Source organism: Leptolyngbya sp. 7M (genome assembly GCF_018128485.1).
Window position 1 is genome coordinate 1,305,802 of record NZ_CP070897.1, and the last position, 16,715, is coordinate 1,322,516.

The following is a 16,715-nucleotide window of genomic DNA, read 5'->3' on the forward strand; positions in this document are numbered from 1 at the left end:
TTCAGCCCAAAATACCAGTGATAATCCAACGGATACGCCATTACCTGGCGGAAAAGCATTATGGCAAGTTCCGGATTCGTTTCAACAGAATCCTGAGCTACGGACATCAACGAGTGGATCTCACGAAATTCATCGATCGGTCTTCTATTCTTGGCTGACCTCTCGTACTCCGCCATTAGCTCTTCGGACAACCGACGAGCCCAGGCAGGGTCGTGTTTTGCGATCGCACGCAAAACTTCGAACCGAAGATCGGGTAATTGTGTGAACAAAGACCGGGGATCATCAGAAAGCTGTCTTGTCTCAAATCCTTTTTCTTTGAAGTTCTCAACCGAGGCCCGATAGGCTTCGGTTAGGTAATCTCGAGCGCGCGCCTCATCCAGTTCCCAGGTGAAATCTCCGAGACGGATGAGACTCTTTACCTTTTTGTGAGTGTCGCTTTCGGCCCGTGCGTCAGCTGCAAGCTGCGCCGCCAGCGAGCGGGCAAAGTCCTGATCGCAAATGTGGTGCTCGTCACTGCTTACCTGAGAAAAAGAAGCGTTCACGAAAACCGAAATCACCAGAGCAAATACAAGAATGCGGGAAATCACCATTATAGGTCAGACTCCTGTTCAGAAAATACACCTAGAACACGCAACGGACCGAGAAAAGATGCAAGAAAAAGAACTTGCTGACGTTCTGTATAAGACGATTCTAATCAGCTTTCCCCGAACCAACAAGTTTTTTGGAGAATACTATATGACTATTACCAAATTCGCGGCCCTTTTTACCGTATTTTTCGCGGTCATTCTGACCGGGCCTAACGTGTTAGCACAGGGAGTGATCGTCCCGATAGTTTGTAATGTTAGGCCATGCCGCCCGCCGCGTCCGATACCTCGGCCGATCCCCTTGCCAAACGTGCTTCCTGTAAAGTCGATAAACATCCAAACCAAGATCGTCGGCCAGGTGGCAACGACCCACATTGAGCAGATCTTTCGTAACGATACACAATTCACACTAGAGGGTACGTACTTCTTCCCGTTGCCCGAATCGGCGGCGATCAGTGAGTTCTCCATATGGGAAGACGGTAAAAAGCTCGTCGGAGAGGTCAGAACTCGCGAAGAAGCGCGAAGAATTTACGACCAGATAGTTCGCAGTCAGCGAGATCCAGGACTTTTGGAATATGCCGGCAAAGATCTATTTCAGGCATCAATCTTTCCTATCCCGCCACATTCGGATAAAAAGCTCGAACTTATCTATTCACAGGTCTTGAAGGCAGATTCCGGCACCATTGCTTATAGATATCCGCTCGGAACAGGACACAACCTTTGGCGAAACCAAGATCCTTCAATAGAAAACATTAAGCGCGATATGCCCCCTCAGAAATTTGGCACGATCTCTGGAAAGATCGAGATCTCTAGTGATCGCGCTCTACGAAATATCTATTCACCATCGCACAGTATTGATATCAGTCGTAGCGGGGAAAAAATGGCGACCATCACGTTCGAGACAAAAGAGAATGACAATGATCTTGAGCTATTCTTTAATCATTCGAATGATGATCTGGGAATGTCGCTCCTTACATACCGCGAACCTGGAAAAGACGGTTATTTTCTGCTTATGCTCTCGCCCCGTGACAAAGTTTCCGAAAAGGAGATCGTAAACAAAGATATCGTTTTTGTGCTGGACACGAGTGGCTCGATGGCCGATGCAGGGAAAATGGATAAAGCTCGTGCCGCGATGCTGTTTGGTATTCGCACGCTGAATGAGAATGATCGCTTTAGCATCGTTAGCTTTGCCGGTGAGGAGAAATTGATGGAGCCGAATCTTATTCGGGCGGATAATGGCGGACGTTCTCGTGGCGAGGAATTCATCAACTCCCTAAAACCGGGTGGCGGGACAAACATTAATGATTCGCTGATAGCATCACTTAAGATGTTTGACCGCTCAGAGCGTCCCAAGATGATCATCTTTATGACGGACGGTCTGCCAACCGTCGGGGAGAGAAATACCGAGCGCATAATCGAGAATCTTGCGAAAGCAAAGAAGGTTGATGTTCGCATCTTTCCGTTCGGTTTTGGGTATGACGTAAATACAACGCTGCTCGACAAGATAGGGACTGAGAATGGCGGTATCTCAGACTATGTTCAGCCAAAGGAGGACCTTGAGGTCAAGGTCTCGAATTTCTTTTCGCGCGTAAGTTCTCCGGTCCTATCCGGGTTGGAGCTTGACCTCGCCGGGATTTCCGCCGAAGCCGTTTATCCAAGAAAGCTCGGAGATCTTTTCCGTGGGATGCAGCTTGCCGTGATCGGACGATATCGCAATTCATCAGATCTTCGGAATATCGAAATTACGCTTCGCGGAAAGAGCGGCAATGCTCAGCGTAGCTTCAAATTCAATGGTTTGAACCTTCCTTTACGAAACACTGAGAATGAATTTCTGCCGCGATTGTGGGCTATTCGCCGAGTCGGTTGGCTCATTGAGGAGATCCGCATCAACGGCGAGACCAAAGAGCTAAAGGACGAGGTCGTGGAACTTGGCACGCGGTACGGAATAGTTACACCATACACATCTTATCTTGCCGCTGATGGCCGAATGATAGCTACAAGCCGCGACACTCGCGGGCGTGCGATGATGGCACCGGGGGCAGCGGAACGCGTAGCGGCCGTAAGCGGAGAAGAGGCCGTAAGAATGAGCGTCCAGCAGAACAGACAGAAGATGAGTTCAAGCGTTTCGTTCAATGAAAAAGGATCAGCCGAAGATCAGGTATTGGTGCGAAGCACCGCAACAAATAGGTTCATTGGAAGCCGAAACTTCTTTCTAGAGAATAATGTTTGGGTCGATTCCGAGTTTACGGCAGATCGGAAACTGCCGGAAACGCGAGTGGTTTTTATGAGCGATGACTACTTTAAGTTGATAGAGAACGAAACAGAGCTTGCACGATATTTTTCGCTTGGCGAACAGGTCGTGGTTGTACTACGGAGTCGCGTTTATCGAGTGGTGAAGTAGTTCCGCCGCAAAAGCTGAGTTGTCGTTTCGTCAAAAAGGTGACCTTTGCGGAAAAACCGTTTATGCTATTTCGGTAAAGGTTCCCTTTTTTCATTCTTCTTTTGGAGGTTTCCGAGTGGTATCTTCGGTTAGGTTCTATCCATTTTTATTGATCTTATTGATCGTTGTTTCCAGTATTAACGGACAAGGTCCCTGGCGGGCGTCTAAATGCGAGACAGACGGCGACCTTGTTGCCGTTTATTTCACTTCGGCCACCAAAGGCTTTATTGCGGGAGACGCGGGGTATCTGGCTTCGACCTCCGACGGGGGGAAAACCTGGGAAAAATACGAGCTGAATACTACAGAAGATATCAATGAGATCTATTTCCGAAACAGTGATAATGGGTATCTTGTCGCAGGGCGGAAGATGTTCATCACATCAGACGGAGGACGTTCCTGGAAGGAGACGCAGCTTATTGGCCCCGGCGAGATCAAAAACGGAACACCGGAATTTTTGAGCATCCGTTTTTCAGACCGTCGCCGCGGTTTAGCGGTCGGTTCAATATGGAGAAAGGTCCGAGATAGAGAAGTTGTCGTAGATTCGCTAGTGATGCGAACAGAAGACGGCGGCGAAACCTGGCAAAGGACGATCGTTCCTGCAAAGGGAGAGCTTTATCATTTGGATTTTAACGGAAGCTCGCGTGCCTGGATAGTAGGAGACGGCGGGGTGATCCTGGCAACGACCGACAGCGGACGCACATGGCAAAAGCAAGTGTCAGGAACTACCGAACCGTTATTCAATATCGATTTTCGTGATGATAAAGAAGGGTATGCGGTCGGTAAGAATGGCATTATCCTTCGCACCGAGAATGGTGGCAATACTTGGGAAAAGGTACCTACGCCTTTCAAAGGGACATTCATGCGTGTGGACTTTGCCGACGATAAGAACGGCTGGATCGTCGGGCATAAGGGGATTATTCTCCGTTCATCAGATAAAGGGAGAACTTGGGTCCGTCAGGAGAGCGGGACAGAGTCTAATCTTTATGGACTCTTCATTATGAAACGATTTGGATGGGCGGTGGGAGAATCCGGACTTTTGTTAGAATACATTCGATAAAAATTCGTTAATTTCAATTTAACACCTAGAGTTAGTTGTGCTATCTTACATCAATATTCCTGCACGCAATCCTTAATATCATAAGGATAAGTTATATAGTAAAACAAAAACTTTGGAGGAGTGAGATGGGCAATCAAACTTTGAAGAAAGCGGTGGCCGCTTTTGGTGTGATGGTCTGCGCATGCATCTTTGCGATCGGACAGGGGACAACATCACGCGTTACCGGCACGGTCACAGATAGTGCCGGAGCCGCCATTGCCGGTGCGACAGTTACACTGACCAACGAAGGCACCAACGTAAGCCTTACAACGACGACCAGCAACACGGGCCAGTATGTATTTGATCTTGTTCAGGCCGGAACCTACTCAGTATCCGTTGAAAAGGATGGGTTCAAACGATTTGTTTCGTCTAGAAACACGGTGCTGATCAATCAGCCCGCAACCGTGAATGTTTCGCTTGAGATCGGTGAAGTAACTGCTGTTATTGAGGTCGGTGCGGTCGCGGAACAAGTGCAAACAAGCAGCTCAGGAAACATTGGTGGAACGGTAGAACAAAGGACCATTGAAAGTCTTCCGATCGTCGGTACTCGTGGCAGGAACCCGCTGGATATCCTGAATTTCCAGCCGGGAATCTCGACCGGTGCGAATACAGGCGGCGGCGTCCACATACACGGCTCGCGTGACCGTGCCTTCAATTTTACGCTTGACGGGATCGATATAAATGAATCCACCGCCGGTGGGTCGAATTTCACCCCCTTAAGACCCAATCCGGATTCTATCCAGGAATTTCAGGTCGTAACGTCAGCGTTCACCGCTGAACTTGGACGCAGCAGCGGCGCGCAGGTAACGCTTGTTACCCGCTCTGGGACGAATCAGTTTCGCGGCAGCCTTTTTGAGTACTATCAAACAAAGGGCTTCATGGCGCGAAGTTATCCCGCGAATGTGAATGGGACAGACAAGGAAAATTTTATCCAGCATATTTTTGGCGGAAGCTTTGGGGGGCCGCTTTTTAATCCCGGCTTTGGTGAGGGAACGAAACCTTTTTCGCTGCTTCGTGATCGCGCGTTCTTTTTCGTAAACCTCCAAATGCTGCGTGCGTCGGATGCTCTACTTCAAACCAGGACAGTCTATACCCAGGCTGTAAGACAAGGAGTTTTCAGGTGGCTTCGCGGTGGAGTTAACGGGCCGGGAACTGTTGATGCGAACGGGAATCCGATCGCTCCTCCGTGCAGCTCTACCGTAACGACGAACTGCATCGATTCCTATAATATCCCGACCGGAACCGGTATTTCGCTCGATCCGACCCTGATGGCATACATTAACCGTATGCCTTTGCCGAACAGCTTTAGCGCGACCGGTGACGGATTGAATATTGCAGGGTATCTTTTCAATTCCCCGCAGCGTGAAGAGCAGTATGATTTTGTTGCCAAGTTCGACTTCAAGTTGAATAACTCTAACAATTTCTACATTCGATGGGCACAGGGTGAGCAGAATACGATCGGTGATGCCGCAAACGCCGGCCGGCCAAGGTTCCCAGGCGGCGACAGCTATCGGGTTGACACGTTCAGAAAACCGAAGAATGTTGCATTCAACTGGCGTTCGTCGCCGACTGCAACGTTTACAAATGAATTTCTGTTCGGGTATAGCGATTTCAGCTTTTCCTTTACGAATCCTAATGCTGACCCGAACCATGCTTTCGTGTTCAATCTTCCTACCGACTATAACTCAAACTTCACTTACAATGCTCGCTCCTTCAGAACGCTTCAATTCGTTGATAACATGACGTTCGACCTTTCGCCGCACGTTCTTAAGGCAGGAACGAATATCCGTCTCGGACGAAGCAACGACGACCGTTCGTCGGTTGCAGGTGGTGCGATAGAGGGTGCCTTTAACTTTAGCCGAACCGTCAACAGTACTTTTCCCGCTGCATGGAATTTGCCGACCGGGGCCGCGGTCATCAACTCTGCAGACCGGACGCGGTTGGAGAACGTTATCAACGATGTTTTGGGACGCGTCGGTACGATCTCACAGGCATTCGTTAACGATCCGAGCAATCCTTCAACCTTTGCTCCGGGCGGCACACGGTGGATCTTTGATGCGGATCATCCTGAGGTCGATTTCTACGTACAGGATACTTGGAAATGGCGGCCCAATTTCACGGTCGATTTTGGTGTTCGCTGGGAGATAAGGCTCGCTCCGCGTGCGGCAGGCGGACGCCCGATCCTGGTTCCGGATCGCCCTGTCGTGCTCGGATCTGCCCCATCGAATGCGATCCGCTGGACGGAAGGTAAGCTCTTTGATGACGATTACGGCATGTTCTTGCCGACGCTTGGGTTCGCATGGGATCCGTTCAAGGATGGCAAAACATCTGTCCGAATGAATTACCGCAAGGCATCGGATAGATTCTCGACGTTCCTTTTTAGTTCGTTCATATTCCAAAGCACGCCCGGGAACAATGCGCTTGGATCAAATACCGCATTCGGCCAGGGTGGCGGACTGTTGAGAAACGGTCTTCCATCAGTGGTTCCGACACAGTCTCCTGATCAGTTAAGGACGCCGGTAGCGTTCAGCACTGCTTCGACCACAGTGATCGATCCGGATATCAAATTCCCGAGCGTTCATAACTGGACGGCAAGTTTCCAAAGAGAACTTTGGGGAGCGAATGTGTTCGAGTTCAACTATATCGGCAAGAAGGCAACTAACCTTTTTGGTACTTACAATGTAAATCAGGTAAATCTCAACGGAACGCTTCCGGGAACGGGTGAGACCTTCCTACAGGCGTTCAACAGTATTCGGGGCAGTTCGACATATAATAGCCCGCTGATCAATCTCCTGTTCACGGGCAATGCGAACAATAATGCGGGAACCACGCTTTTCCGCTCGTTGAATGCTACGGCCATTACACAGGGCAGCATCGCTACGCTCGCACTGGCAGCATCCCAGCGGCTTTGCCTTGCGGCTGACGTTACGGCCGGCAGATGTACCAACGCGAATTTGAACCAGCAGCTTATCGGTGTCCATGGTTTTAGTTCGTTCTTCCAGCCTTTTTCGCAATTCACTGGCGGCCTCAATGTCGTTGACAGCAACGATTTTTCGTTCTACAACGGGCTTGAGTTCATTATGAAGCGAAGGATGCGGCAAGGCATCAGCTATCAGGTTGGCTACACGTATGCGATCTCAAAGGATACACGTTCGTTCGATCCAGTGTTTACCACGCTTGGCACCGGTACAACGCAGACCGCCGCAAATACGCCACTTGATAACAACAACCGAAAATTACTTTATGCATGGTCAGATTTCGATCGCCGGCATTCGCTTTTGGGCACTTATGTTGTTGAACTTCCGTTCGGCAGCGGAAAAGCTCTAAGGGCTGAGAACTCGGTTCTGAATTACATCATCAGCGGCTGGCAATTGGCGGGTACGGTGCGAATGACGTCCGGCAGACCCTTCTCGGTCTTCTCCGGTCTGAACACGATCAGCCAGACGAGTGGATCGTTCGCAAATTGCAATGGCTGTCCGCGTGACCTCGGCAAATTGGTTCAGGGTAACTTCGACAACCCCTCTAGCCCGCTTTTGCGGAACTGGTGGTTCGACCAGGCAGCACGAGGCCTTTTCTCGCAGCCGGGACCCGGTGAGGTGGGAAATACGGGACGAAATTACTTTATCGGACCTAAGTATTGGGAAACCGATATGTCGCTCTCGCGAAATTTCCGTTTCACAGAAACTGTGAGCTTTGATGTTCGTGTGGATGCAAGGAATCTCACGAACACGCCAAACTTCTCGTTCCCGTCGGCAGTGCTTCCAGCCGGATTTTCGCAAACTGGATACGGTTCAAGTATCTTTGGCCGCATCAATGCTGACGTAACAAACAGTGCCCGAAGAGTACAGATATCGGGCAAGTTAAACTTCTAATTTCATTAGATTTTCTGTTTAACAGCATCCGCGGGATCAAAAAGGTCCCGCGGATCTTTTTTGTAAAGCAACCGAACCGCTTTCAAGCACATCTTCTCTAATGGAACCGAAAGCGAGACGCCGATTGCCACAGCATCATTCTTTCCAGTTCCTCCTGTTTCTGATCATCTAAGCCCGTTAGGAGACGTGATCCGGCGGGCATTTTTTCTGTTGAGGATGATAGATGCTTCTTTATAAAGAGCCGCCGATTCGGGCAGAAGATTGATCGCAGTTGTTACTAGCGGATCGGACTCGATCAATGTCTTTGATGCCGCCTCCTGTCCAAATAGAGCGAGCGAAAAAAAATAGCGAGTTCTTCGGCGGAATTCATTCTCGATAAGGGCATGGTTTGCTTCAGCTGTAGTAAACCGTGATACAAGCTCGGCAACTTTCTCCGAATTAGGGGTATCTTCGCCGAAGATGATCTTGCGGCGAAGTTCCTGCAATTCTTGCGAATCTGAACCTCTTAACCCATTGGACGGTGCCAAAACTGCTCGCCTTACCTGAGCGAAGGCAGTCTTTTCTATCTGGAATCTTATCGCGTTCGCAAGATCGTTGTTTGACTCAAACCTTACATCAGGCGAAACACCGTTACCGCCATGAACCTTTCTGTTTGTGATAGTTAGGTAAATATTCGAGGTCGTATCTATCAGTTCGCCTTTCTCTGCGTGGGTAAAATAGTCATAGAGCCCTCTATCTGAGTAATTTCGCTGTATAGATCGGCCTGATGGTGTGTAATACCGAGCACCGGTCAGCGTCATTCCGCCTTCAGGCAGTTGGATAACATTTTGTACTAAGCCTTTTCCAAATGTTGTCTCACCGACGATCAGGGCTCGGTCGTTGTCCTGAAGCGCGGCGGCGAGTATCTCGGCGGCAGACGCAGTATCGCCATCGACAATTACGACCAACGGCATCTGCTCAGGTCGTGATCAGCAAAATGTCGCCGAACTCTGTCCGGACGGCTTTGATCACCTGGTGATCCCATGACGGTGAGATCTTGATCTTGATCCTTTTGTATCCGGCTTCGAGCTCCACCCTGATCTTGTCCAGTAATTGAGGTATCGTATCTTGAATCCCTATCGAGACACCGCATTCGATGATCTGGTTAGCTCCACCAAGATGTCGCCACAGCGGGACACCGAGCTTCTTTGCCTCAAGGTCCCAACAAGCGGTTTCTATCCCGGATTTTGCCATACGGTGGCCGCGAGCCCATTTCATAAGATCCCAGATCGATGAAGCACTCTCAGCCGCTTTTCCAATGACCATAGGGGCAAGGATCTTCTCTGTGGTCACCCAAGCGGAGTCGGTCCATTCATCAGAATACCCCGGCAATTCCCCGCAAGTTATCTCTCCCCAGCCTTCGGCTCCGTCTGTGTCTTCCACACGGACGAGAATGATCCGGCGTTCGTAGGTTCTGCCAAAACTTGTCTCAAAAAAATGTACAAGCGGCAGGTGTATTTCTATCAATTCGATGGATTTAATGATCATAACAATTGCAAATACAACAGGTTAAAATCTTCAAAGACGGTTTGCAATCTGACTGATCACAGAAGACAGGGGTGGTCTCCACAGGTTTGGTATAATATCATCCGTGCATTTTTTCAATGGACATAGTAAGGATGACCTAAGCGCATCAAATCTTTGGCGCAGATTGACGAAAAAATGGTAGTAAATCTTCTTGTATCATTCTCATTGATTTTCACCATATTCTCCATTTCCTGTAGTGCGCAGCCAACCGGGTCAGATCCGTTGTCCTCGCTCCGAGAAATGACCAAAGGCGGACGCCTCCCGGCCGAATCGGTTGTCGAAGGCATTGAAAGACGTTTTGCAGGAACGCAGACCGGAGCACTAGCACGGCTTCTGCGCGCACGCATTCGTTTCGAGAATAAAGATTTTAAGGGTGCAGCGATAGTTCTCAACTCAGATGACTTCGAACGCCTCACCAAGCTCGCTGATTATGCCATCTGGCTACGCGGACGAGCACTTCAATCCGATGGTGACCATGCAGGTGCAATGCAGCAGTTTGAGCGCGTTGTTAAGGAATTCCCGGATTCACTAAGACTGGAGGAAGCAAAGCTGCGGTGGGCTGAATCTGCAATGATAACAGGCAGGACAAGCGAAGTGCCGCAGTTCTTGGATCAACTTAACAATAAAAAAGTACCCGAATCTCTCCTCATCACAGCGAAAGCATATGAAACACTCGGCGATCAGCCGCAGGCGATTGTTTTTTTCCGCAAGGCTTATTTATATGGCGGCACGCGCGATGTGGGCAAAGAAGCCGAAGCAAGACTAAAGAACTTATCGGTAGATCCACTAATGAATGCGACGGCAGAAGAAATGAAGGTTCGAGCTGATAGGTTACTGTCGATGGGAACGGCCTCGCTCGCGTTCGATGCCTATACTCGTCTGATCGAACGCTTTCCTGCTGAGATCACGCCGCAGGTTCATTTGGATCGTATCAACGCTGCTTCAAGGGCCGGTAATGCAGTTCTGGCTCAAGCTGCATTCGATTCAATGCCGTCAAATATGCCGGGGCGAGATCAGGCTTATCGTGATCTTCTCAATGCCTACGCAAAGGCAAAGCTTTGGCCGCGCGCTCGAATGGTTGCGGACGAGATGCGCTCAAATCATCCACAAAGTCCGCTCACAGTAAAGGCCTGGGTCGAGGCCGGATATTTGGCTCGGGATTCCAAGAACAAGGCAGAGGAGATCCATTTCCTCCGAACCGCACTGGTAAATTATCCGCAAGCGGTTGAGGTGGCGGGAGCGCAATTTGAACTCGCTTGGCTTGAACATGAAGCTGGGAATTCCGCAAGGGCAGCAGATATGCTGATTGAGCATCTGGCCCGATATGCAGATAAAGACAGTTCAAATCGCGGCCGGGCCGGATATTGGTCTGCCCGCAATGCAGAAAGATCCGGTCGGATCGGTGAGGCCTGTACTCTTTACGACGCCCTAGTATATAGATATTCCGCGAATTGGTATGGACACATCGGGCTTGAGCGACTTAATGCTCTGCGGGCTCGCGGCCAGTGCCAGGCTCCGAATCAATTCCCTGCCGGTTCGCTTGTATCCCAAGCTGCAGCAAACCTAAAAACCGTAACCGTAGCTCAGGAAACATCCGGCCCCCGCGAAGTAGAACGTGCAGAGAAAAGCGAACAGCTCTCTACCATCGGTCTTTTTGACTGGGCGATCGACGAACTCCGCGAAGCCCAAAAATCAGCACAGAATTCCCCGAGAATAAATCTTGCTTTGGCGAAACACTATCGAATGAAGTCGGACAATGTGAATGCTCTGCTCGCGCTTGCAAAAAGCTACCCGGATTATGCCCAGATGTTTCCCGAAGAAATGGGCCGCGACGAATGGGATATCTTCTATCCGCACATCGCCTGGGATCAGATATCAAGATGGTCAAAGGCTAGGAATCTAGACATTTATAAGGTCGCGGGGCTTATTCGGCAAGAATCGGTCTTCAACCCGACAGCACGCTCCTCCGCCAATGCCTATGGCCTTATGCAGCTCCTTCTTCCAACAGCCCAATTGATGGCTAGGAAATATGGATCTGCTTTTCCCGTCAGCTCGGCCGCTGATCTTTACAACACGGCCCTGAATATAGAGCTCGGAACCGCCTATATGCGTGAGAATCTGGATAAATACGGTCGAATAGAATATATGGCGGTTGCCTACAATGCAGGTCCCGGACGTGTAGTAACGTGGCGACGGACACTTCCGCTGGAGATGGATGAGTTCGTCGAGGCTATTCCATTTCGTGAGACCAAAGGTTACGTTCAGGGCATTATCCGTAATACGGCTCAATATCGGAGGCTTTATGATGAAAACGGCAATTTCAAGCCGAACGTAGGAACCCGTCCATTGCGTGGAGCGGTAGATTCTACGCCCCGCGAACAGTTTTTGGCCGAGAATCCTGACATAAGGATCGAATAGGGCTATTCACGCTTTCGGATGCGACCTATCGTATACCTCTATCATCTTCTCCATTGACACCTGTGTGTAGATCTGTGTGGTCGAGAGCCGCACGTGTCCAAGCAGCTCCTGAATATCCCGCAGGTCTGCGCCTTGATCCAATAAATGTGTCGCAAACGAATGCCTCAAACTGTGCGGCGATATATTATGTATATCCGCACATTGTTTAAGGTATTTATCGATCATTCGTCCAACACTTCGTGTTGTGATACGCCCGCCGCGTCGATGAAGAAAGACCGCGTCAATATCTCTTTCCGCAATTGGACATACATTCAAGAAGGTCGAGCGAGCAGTATCAAGATACAGTATCAACGCTTGCAGTGCATGTTCATGAAACGGAACTATCCGCTCCCGTCTTCTTTTGCCCATTATCCGAACCATACGTTCACGCATATCGATATCCTGTAGATCGATCCCGACAAGTTCACTCACACGGATACCAGTTGCATATAGAAACTCTAATATAGCCCGATCTCTGCGGCCGAGTGCGGTATTCAGGTCCGGCGTTTCGATCAGCCGGACTGCGTCCTCCATAGAAAGATGATTGGGTAGCTTCCTTTCTATCCTCGGGGTTGCTATGAGCTTCGCAGGGTTCACTTCAAGCCTGCCCTCGCGGATCAAAAACTGAAAGAATGTGCGTAAACTCGCAAGTTTTCTTGCTATCGAAGCCTTCGATAGTCCGGACGAATGAAGCTCAGCCATCCACTCGCGAATTGTAAGGCGGTCGATCTCCTCCGCAGTTACGCTCTCACGTCCTTCGATCTGTAATAAGAAGTCACGAAATTGCTCAATATCTGAAACATAATTCCGCAATGTATGCGGACTCATATTTCGTTCATATTTTAAATGCTGGAAGAATTCAGCGAGAGTTTCCTGAAATGTCATCGTCTCGGAACATAATAGCCTTTTCTGGTTCGCACCGTCAGGTCTGTCCGCCCTCTTATCTCAACAGATATCTCTCTAAACCGGCCCCGCATTTCCGATTCGTTTTCCGGATAATAGCTTAGGAGGTATTGGTCAGAAAGTTCTGCCGCGATCTCGCGGAAGGCGTCGCCAAGTTCACCTTCATCTATCGGCGAATACACTTTTCCGCCAGTCTGTCGAGTAAGTTCGGCCATCCGGCGTTCGGCAACAAGCTGTTGCAAATTCGCATTAGTTTTTCGAGAGCCGGTACGAATGAAATTTTCAAATTCGGTCGTCTTTACTACGAATACCTGACAATTCAACTGCTGCACCGTCCTAACCGCGTTCTCGAAGGTGGTATCGGTTTTTGTGTCCTCGCCATCTGAAACGATCACGATCACGCGGCGCCCTTCAACCTCCGATAAATATCTCCCCGCAAGCTCCACGGCATCCAGCAGCGCAGTTGCACCGTCAGGCGGTGGAAATGACTGTATCGTTCTAACTATCGACTCAACATCGTTCGTAAACCTATGTTCCAGACGACTTACGGTCCCAATGCTGAAAAGCGAAACCAGGTCGCGATCGGGCCTGACAATGCTCCGAAGAAATCTAACTGCCGCTCTGATCTCAAAATCGCGTGCAGTCAGAACGCTACCTGAATTGTCAAAAAGCAAAGCAAGGCGAACGGGGGTCTCTGCACGAAGTACTTCAGATATCTCAACCTCGACACCGTCGATCTTCAGTAGAAAATCTTTCAGGCGGAGATCTTTTATGGGGCGACCGGACAAATTTACTACTGAAACAGGGATCGGGATCAACGTAGATTCGACCTTGATCACTTCATTATCGTCATCTCCGGGTACGGGCATCGCGGTCGGTTTTTCGCCCCCCCTACGCTCTCGCTCATCAGTAGGAAGATAAACTCCGGCGGGTCTGGTGCCGGGAACAGGTGTCGGGGTCTCGGTCGGTTTTACGCGGCCCGATTGCGCAAAACTACCAAGGCTTAAGGCAAAGATCAAAACTAGTAACGAGGTCAAACGAAAGGGCACGCTATCTCCAATCTGGCATCTGTCCAGTTCTTGGTTGACCACCATGTTCGAAAAGTTGCTTGACCGATTCTCTAAGGAGAACAACCAGAGAGAAAATTCCAATGACAAGGCCTATTGGAGAGAACATAATATTCACCGCAGCCATTACAACACAGAAGATCCAATTCCTGTACTCGCCCAAATTACGGGCAGCAATTAAATTAAGAACCCCCAGTGTTGCAAACATCGCAATGATAACTAGGGCAATGCCGACAAACAAGTAACCTAAAAAGACTGGCGGCGGGTCATTCTCGCTTTCAAACATTCCCGCGACCATCGCGATCCCGACCCCAAGATGAATAACAGGAAAAAGCGCGATCAGGAAAAGCAAGCCGGCATTTATAAAATGTCCTATTCGCAGATATCGCAAATATTGAATATCGTTGCTGTTCACCACTCGCTCGTTTTAGGCTAATGCGTGTAAGGCAAATAATAGCAATTTACCCGCCGATTCCTTAATGCTACATCTTGGACCATTAGGTTTCCGGATCGATCGCTTTGAGGCATATCTAGTCGTTCGAGATCCTGATCACTTCGCTATTGATATTAAACGTTGCACAAGAAAGTAATTTGACAGAAAATTGTCGAATGAATCGCATTTGTCCACTATGGTTTCTTTTGACAATGTCTTTTCTATCCTTTTCTGTCTACCCACAGGACGATCAGCAAAAAGAGCCATCAAAAGCGAACCCACGGTCGGCAGGAAAGACCGTGAAAACAGAACCCTTCGATGATGCCGACGTTAAGACGATGGCGTCTAAGTGCGTTTCGCTTGAGACCGAACTGGGCGAGATCTCTTTTGAACTATTCCCAGAGCACGCGCCGGAATCAGTTCGCAGCTTTCTGAACATTGTTTCGCTTGGATACCTGGATACGACGACATTCAGCCGTGTGGTGCCGAACTTTGTTATTCAGGGCGGAAATTTCTGGACGAGGGAAGGCGGAGTGGGTTTTGAAATGGCCACACGGGCGAATCGCCGCCTGCCGGATGAACCCAACAGAATACTCCACGAACGCGGTATCGTTTCGATGGCTCGCGGTGAGGAGGCAAACACCGCGACCACGAATTTTTTCATTTTGGTGGGTGATGCACCACATCTCGACGGTACATTCGCCGCGTTCGGGCGTGTCACAAAAGGAATGGATGTGGTGGATGAGATAAATAAGGCGAAGGTTACCGATGAAAAACCTGAAAAGCCAGTAAGGATCAAAAGGGCATTAGTGGTTAACTGCGAAAGATAATTTTGGTTAAAGCTGATGTTTCTCAGCTAATCTGCAAGATCCAATTCTAGTATCGTCCGATACTCATTCGCCATCGAAGGATGTCCATTAGCCATAGAAGCTTCGATGCCTTTCTTATAAATTTCGACTGCCTTTTCCCTTTCGCCAACCGCGAGATAAGCCTGAGCAAGGGTGCCATAGGCATTGCCTTCGTCATCTGCCTTCGCAAGATAGGTCTCAAGCAGGTCGATCACCTTTTGGTGCTCGCCTGCTTTTTCATATTCTTTCGCAAGCCCGAACATCACCATCGTGTTGTTCGGATCTGCCGCCAACATCTGTTCAAAAACTTCTATCCGGTTCTGCATGGTCTAAAATAAGCTTTGCTGCGTTATATTAGGACCTACCGTAAGATCAGACACCTCAGGCCTATCGGGCTGGTTAAACCCAAGCCGCCGTGCATGAAATTCGAATAGGTTTCGGGTGATCTCCCATTGTTCGGTCTTACCCACTGAACGTTCTGCATAGCTGCTGTGACGCAGCTTACCGCCCCGCTCACGCTTTATTGTATTGGTTATCTTTGTTACACGCGTCGGTGGCAAACGTTCGCTCATCTTGGCTACAAAATACTCTTCTATCGAATCCGTATCAAGGTGGAGCAATGACATAAATGCCCGCTGTGCACCGGATTCTTTAGCTCGCTCTAATAGTCCGGGAATATCTGATTCATTATAACCAAGAATAACGGGGGCGATCCCGATGCCGGTTTTGATACCCTCATCCGAGAGCATTTTCATCGCCCGAAACCGTGCCTCCGGAATAGGCGTATAAGGTTCGAAAGGATTCGATCTTTCCTTTGTTAGAAATGGTAACGAAAAGAAAACTGATATTTTGTTGAACCGTTTAAGTATTTCAATATCGCGTGTAATAAGCGGTGATTTTGTTATTATCCCGACAGGTATCTGAAAGTCCGCGCACACCTCAAGGCATTGCCTGGTCAATCTGTACTCAGCTTCGAGCGGGAGATAAGGATCGGTCGCAAACGAAAAGTCCAGATGCGGCATCTTTTCACGGGTCTTTTTCAATTCTTCCCGCAGCAGTTGCGGGGCGTTTGGCTTTACTACGATCTTTGTCTCAAAATCCGTGCCCGCACCGTAGCCCAGATACTCGTGGTATTGCCGCGCAAAACAATACGTGCAGCCGTGAATACAGCCGCGATAGCAGTTCACGGTATAACGCCAACCACCCTCCCAGTCCGAGGCGAACGCCTTTGTAATGATCTTTTTTGTTGCGGTTTCCTCAAAAACTTCTAGCTTTACCGGCGGCGGCTCGCCGACATACTCCGCCGAAAAGCGGTCATAGGGATTGGGTGGGTTCTTAATTCGTCGCACAGATGCAACAATATCGCATCTGCAAAAGAAAAGCAATCTTCCTTCGCTACAGAGTACACAGGTGGAACGCTGAGCAGGCGATTATTTAGGATTCTCGGGT

12 protein-coding genes are annotated in these 16,715 nt (G+C 49.4%); 5 read left to right on the top strand and 7 right to left on the bottom strand.

Going from position 1 to position 16,715, the window contains the following annotated elements; genetic code table 11:
* Positions 1-735: 735 nt before the first annotated feature.
* The 3 genes from JVX88_RS06160 to JVX88_RS06170 all read left to right on the top strand — a co-directional run bounded on the left by JVX88_RS06160 (position 736) and on the right by JVX88_RS06170 (position 7,992).
* Positions 736-2,985, top strand: a complete 2,250-nt coding sequence (locus tag JVX88_RS06160) for a VIT and vWA domain-containing protein (RefSeq protein WP_211626455.1) — start codon at positions 736-738, stop codon at positions 2,983-2,985.
* A gap of 115 nt (positions 2,986-3,100) precedes the next feature.
* Complete coding sequence (locus JVX88_RS06165; RefSeq protein ID WP_211626456.1) at positions 3,101-4,081, top strand: YCF48-related protein; 981 nt, start codon at positions 3,101-3,103, stop codon at positions 4,079-4,081.
* A 125-nt stretch (positions 4,082-4,206) separates the two neighbouring features.
* Complete coding sequence (locus JVX88_RS06170) at positions 4,207-7,992, top strand: carboxypeptidase regulatory-like domain-containing protein (RefSeq protein WP_211626457.1); 3,786 nt, start codon at positions 4,207-4,209, stop codon at positions 7,990-7,992.
* 164 nt (positions 7,993-8,156) lie between these two features.
* Here JVX88_RS06170 and JVX88_RS41755 read toward each other — a convergent pair whose 3' ends face one another.
* The gene (locus JVX88_RS41755; protein ID WP_211626458.1) at positions 8,157-8,945 is read right to left on the bottom strand and encodes a S41 family peptidase; all 789 of its coding nucleotides are present in this window, start codon (positions 8,943-8,945) and stop codon (positions 8,157-8,159) included.
* A 4-nt stretch (positions 8,946-8,949) separates the two neighbouring features.
* Positions 8,950-9,519: a hypothetical protein gene (locus tag JVX88_RS06180; RefSeq protein WP_211626459.1), complete on the bottom strand. Its 570-nt coding sequence runs from the start codon at positions 9,517-9,519 to the stop codon at positions 8,950-8,952.
* A gap of 279 nt (positions 9,520-9,798) precedes the next feature.
* On the opposite strand from JVX88_RS06180, the gene JVX88_RS06185 reads away from it, so the two are divergent.
* A complete protein-coding gene (locus JVX88_RS06185; protein ID WP_211626460.1) occupies positions 9,799-11,976 on the top strand; it encodes a transglycosylase SLT domain-containing protein in 2,178 nt (725 codons plus the stop codon).
* 6 nt (positions 11,977-11,982) lie between these two features.
* Here JVX88_RS06185 and xerC read toward each other — a convergent pair whose 3' ends face one another.
* The 3 genes from xerC to JVX88_RS06200 are packed head-to-tail and all read right to left on the bottom strand — an operon-like array spanning position 11,983 to position 14,400.
* Positions 11,983-12,900, bottom strand: a complete 918-nt coding sequence (gene xerC, locus JVX88_RS06190; protein ID WP_211626461.1) for a tyrosine recombinase XerC — start codon at positions 12,898-12,900, stop codon at positions 11,983-11,985.
* A complete protein-coding gene (locus tag JVX88_RS06195; protein WP_211626462.1) occupies positions 12,897-13,967 on the bottom strand; it encodes a VWA domain-containing protein in 1,071 nt (356 codons plus the stop codon). Before JVX88_RS06195 ends, xerC begins: the two co-directional genes overlap by 4 nt.
* Before the next feature lies 1 nt (position 13,968).
* Entirely contained in the window at positions 13,969-14,400 is a 432-nt protein-coding gene (locus JVX88_RS06200) for a hypothetical protein (RefSeq protein WP_211626463.1), read from the bottom strand.
* Positions 14,401-14,630: 230 nt separating this feature from the next.
* Between JVX88_RS06200 and JVX88_RS06205 the strand changes: the two genes are divergently transcribed.
* Positions 14,631-15,248: a peptidylprolyl isomerase gene (locus tag JVX88_RS06205; RefSeq protein ID WP_211626464.1), complete on the top strand. Its 618-nt coding sequence runs from the start codon at positions 14,631-14,633 to the stop codon at positions 15,246-15,248.
* Between the two features lie 26 nt (positions 15,249-15,274).
* On the opposite strand, the gene JVX88_RS06210 is transcribed toward JVX88_RS06205, so the two are convergent.
* Both JVX88_RS06210 and JVX88_RS06215 read right to left on the bottom strand, forming a co-directional pair.
* Positions 15,275-15,592 (bottom strand): tetratricopeptide repeat protein, encoded by a 318-nt coding sequence (locus JVX88_RS06210; RefSeq protein WP_211626465.1) that lies wholly within the window; start codon positions 15,590-15,592, stop codon positions 15,275-15,277.
* Positions 15,593-15,595: 3 nt separating this feature from the next.
* Positions 15,596-16,615 (bottom strand): radical SAM protein, encoded by a 1,020-nt coding sequence (locus tag JVX88_RS06215; protein WP_211626466.1) that lies wholly within the window; start codon positions 16,613-16,615, stop codon positions 15,596-15,598.
* Between the last annotated feature and the right edge of the window lie 100 nt (positions 16,616-16,715).

Bases quoted from the DNA above. Each gene is read 5' to 3' on its own strand.
- JVX88_RS06210 (WP_211626465.1), bottom strand. From the start codon at position 15,592: ATGCAGAACCGGATAGAAGTTTTTGAACAGATGTTGGCGGCAGATCCG.
- JVX88_RS41755 (WP_211626458.1), bottom strand. From the start codon at position 8,945: ATGCCGTTGGTCGTAATTGTCGATGGCGATACTGCGTCTGCCGCCGAG.
- JVX88_RS06205 (WP_211626464.1), top strand. From the start codon at position 14,631: ATGTCTTTTCTATCCTTTTCTGTCTACCCACAGGACGATCAGCAAAAA.
- xerC (WP_211626461.1), bottom strand. From the start codon at position 12,900: ATGACATTTCAGGAAACTCTCGCTGAATTCTTCCAGCATTTAAAATAT.
- JVX88_RS06180 (WP_211626459.1), bottom strand. From the start codon at position 9,519: ATGATCATTAAATCCATCGAATTGATAGAAATACACCTGCCGCTTGTA.
- JVX88_RS06160 (WP_211626455.1), top strand. From the start codon at position 736: ATGACTATTACCAAATTCGCGGCCCTTTTTACCGTATTTTTCGCGGTC.
- JVX88_RS06185 (WP_211626460.1), top strand. From the start codon at position 9,799: ATGACCAAAGGCGGACGCCTCCCGGCCGAATCGGTTGTCGAAGGCATT.
- JVX88_RS06170 (WP_211626457.1), top strand. From the start codon at position 4,207: ATGGGCAATCAAACTTTGAAGAAAGCGGTGGCCGCTTTTGGTGTGATG.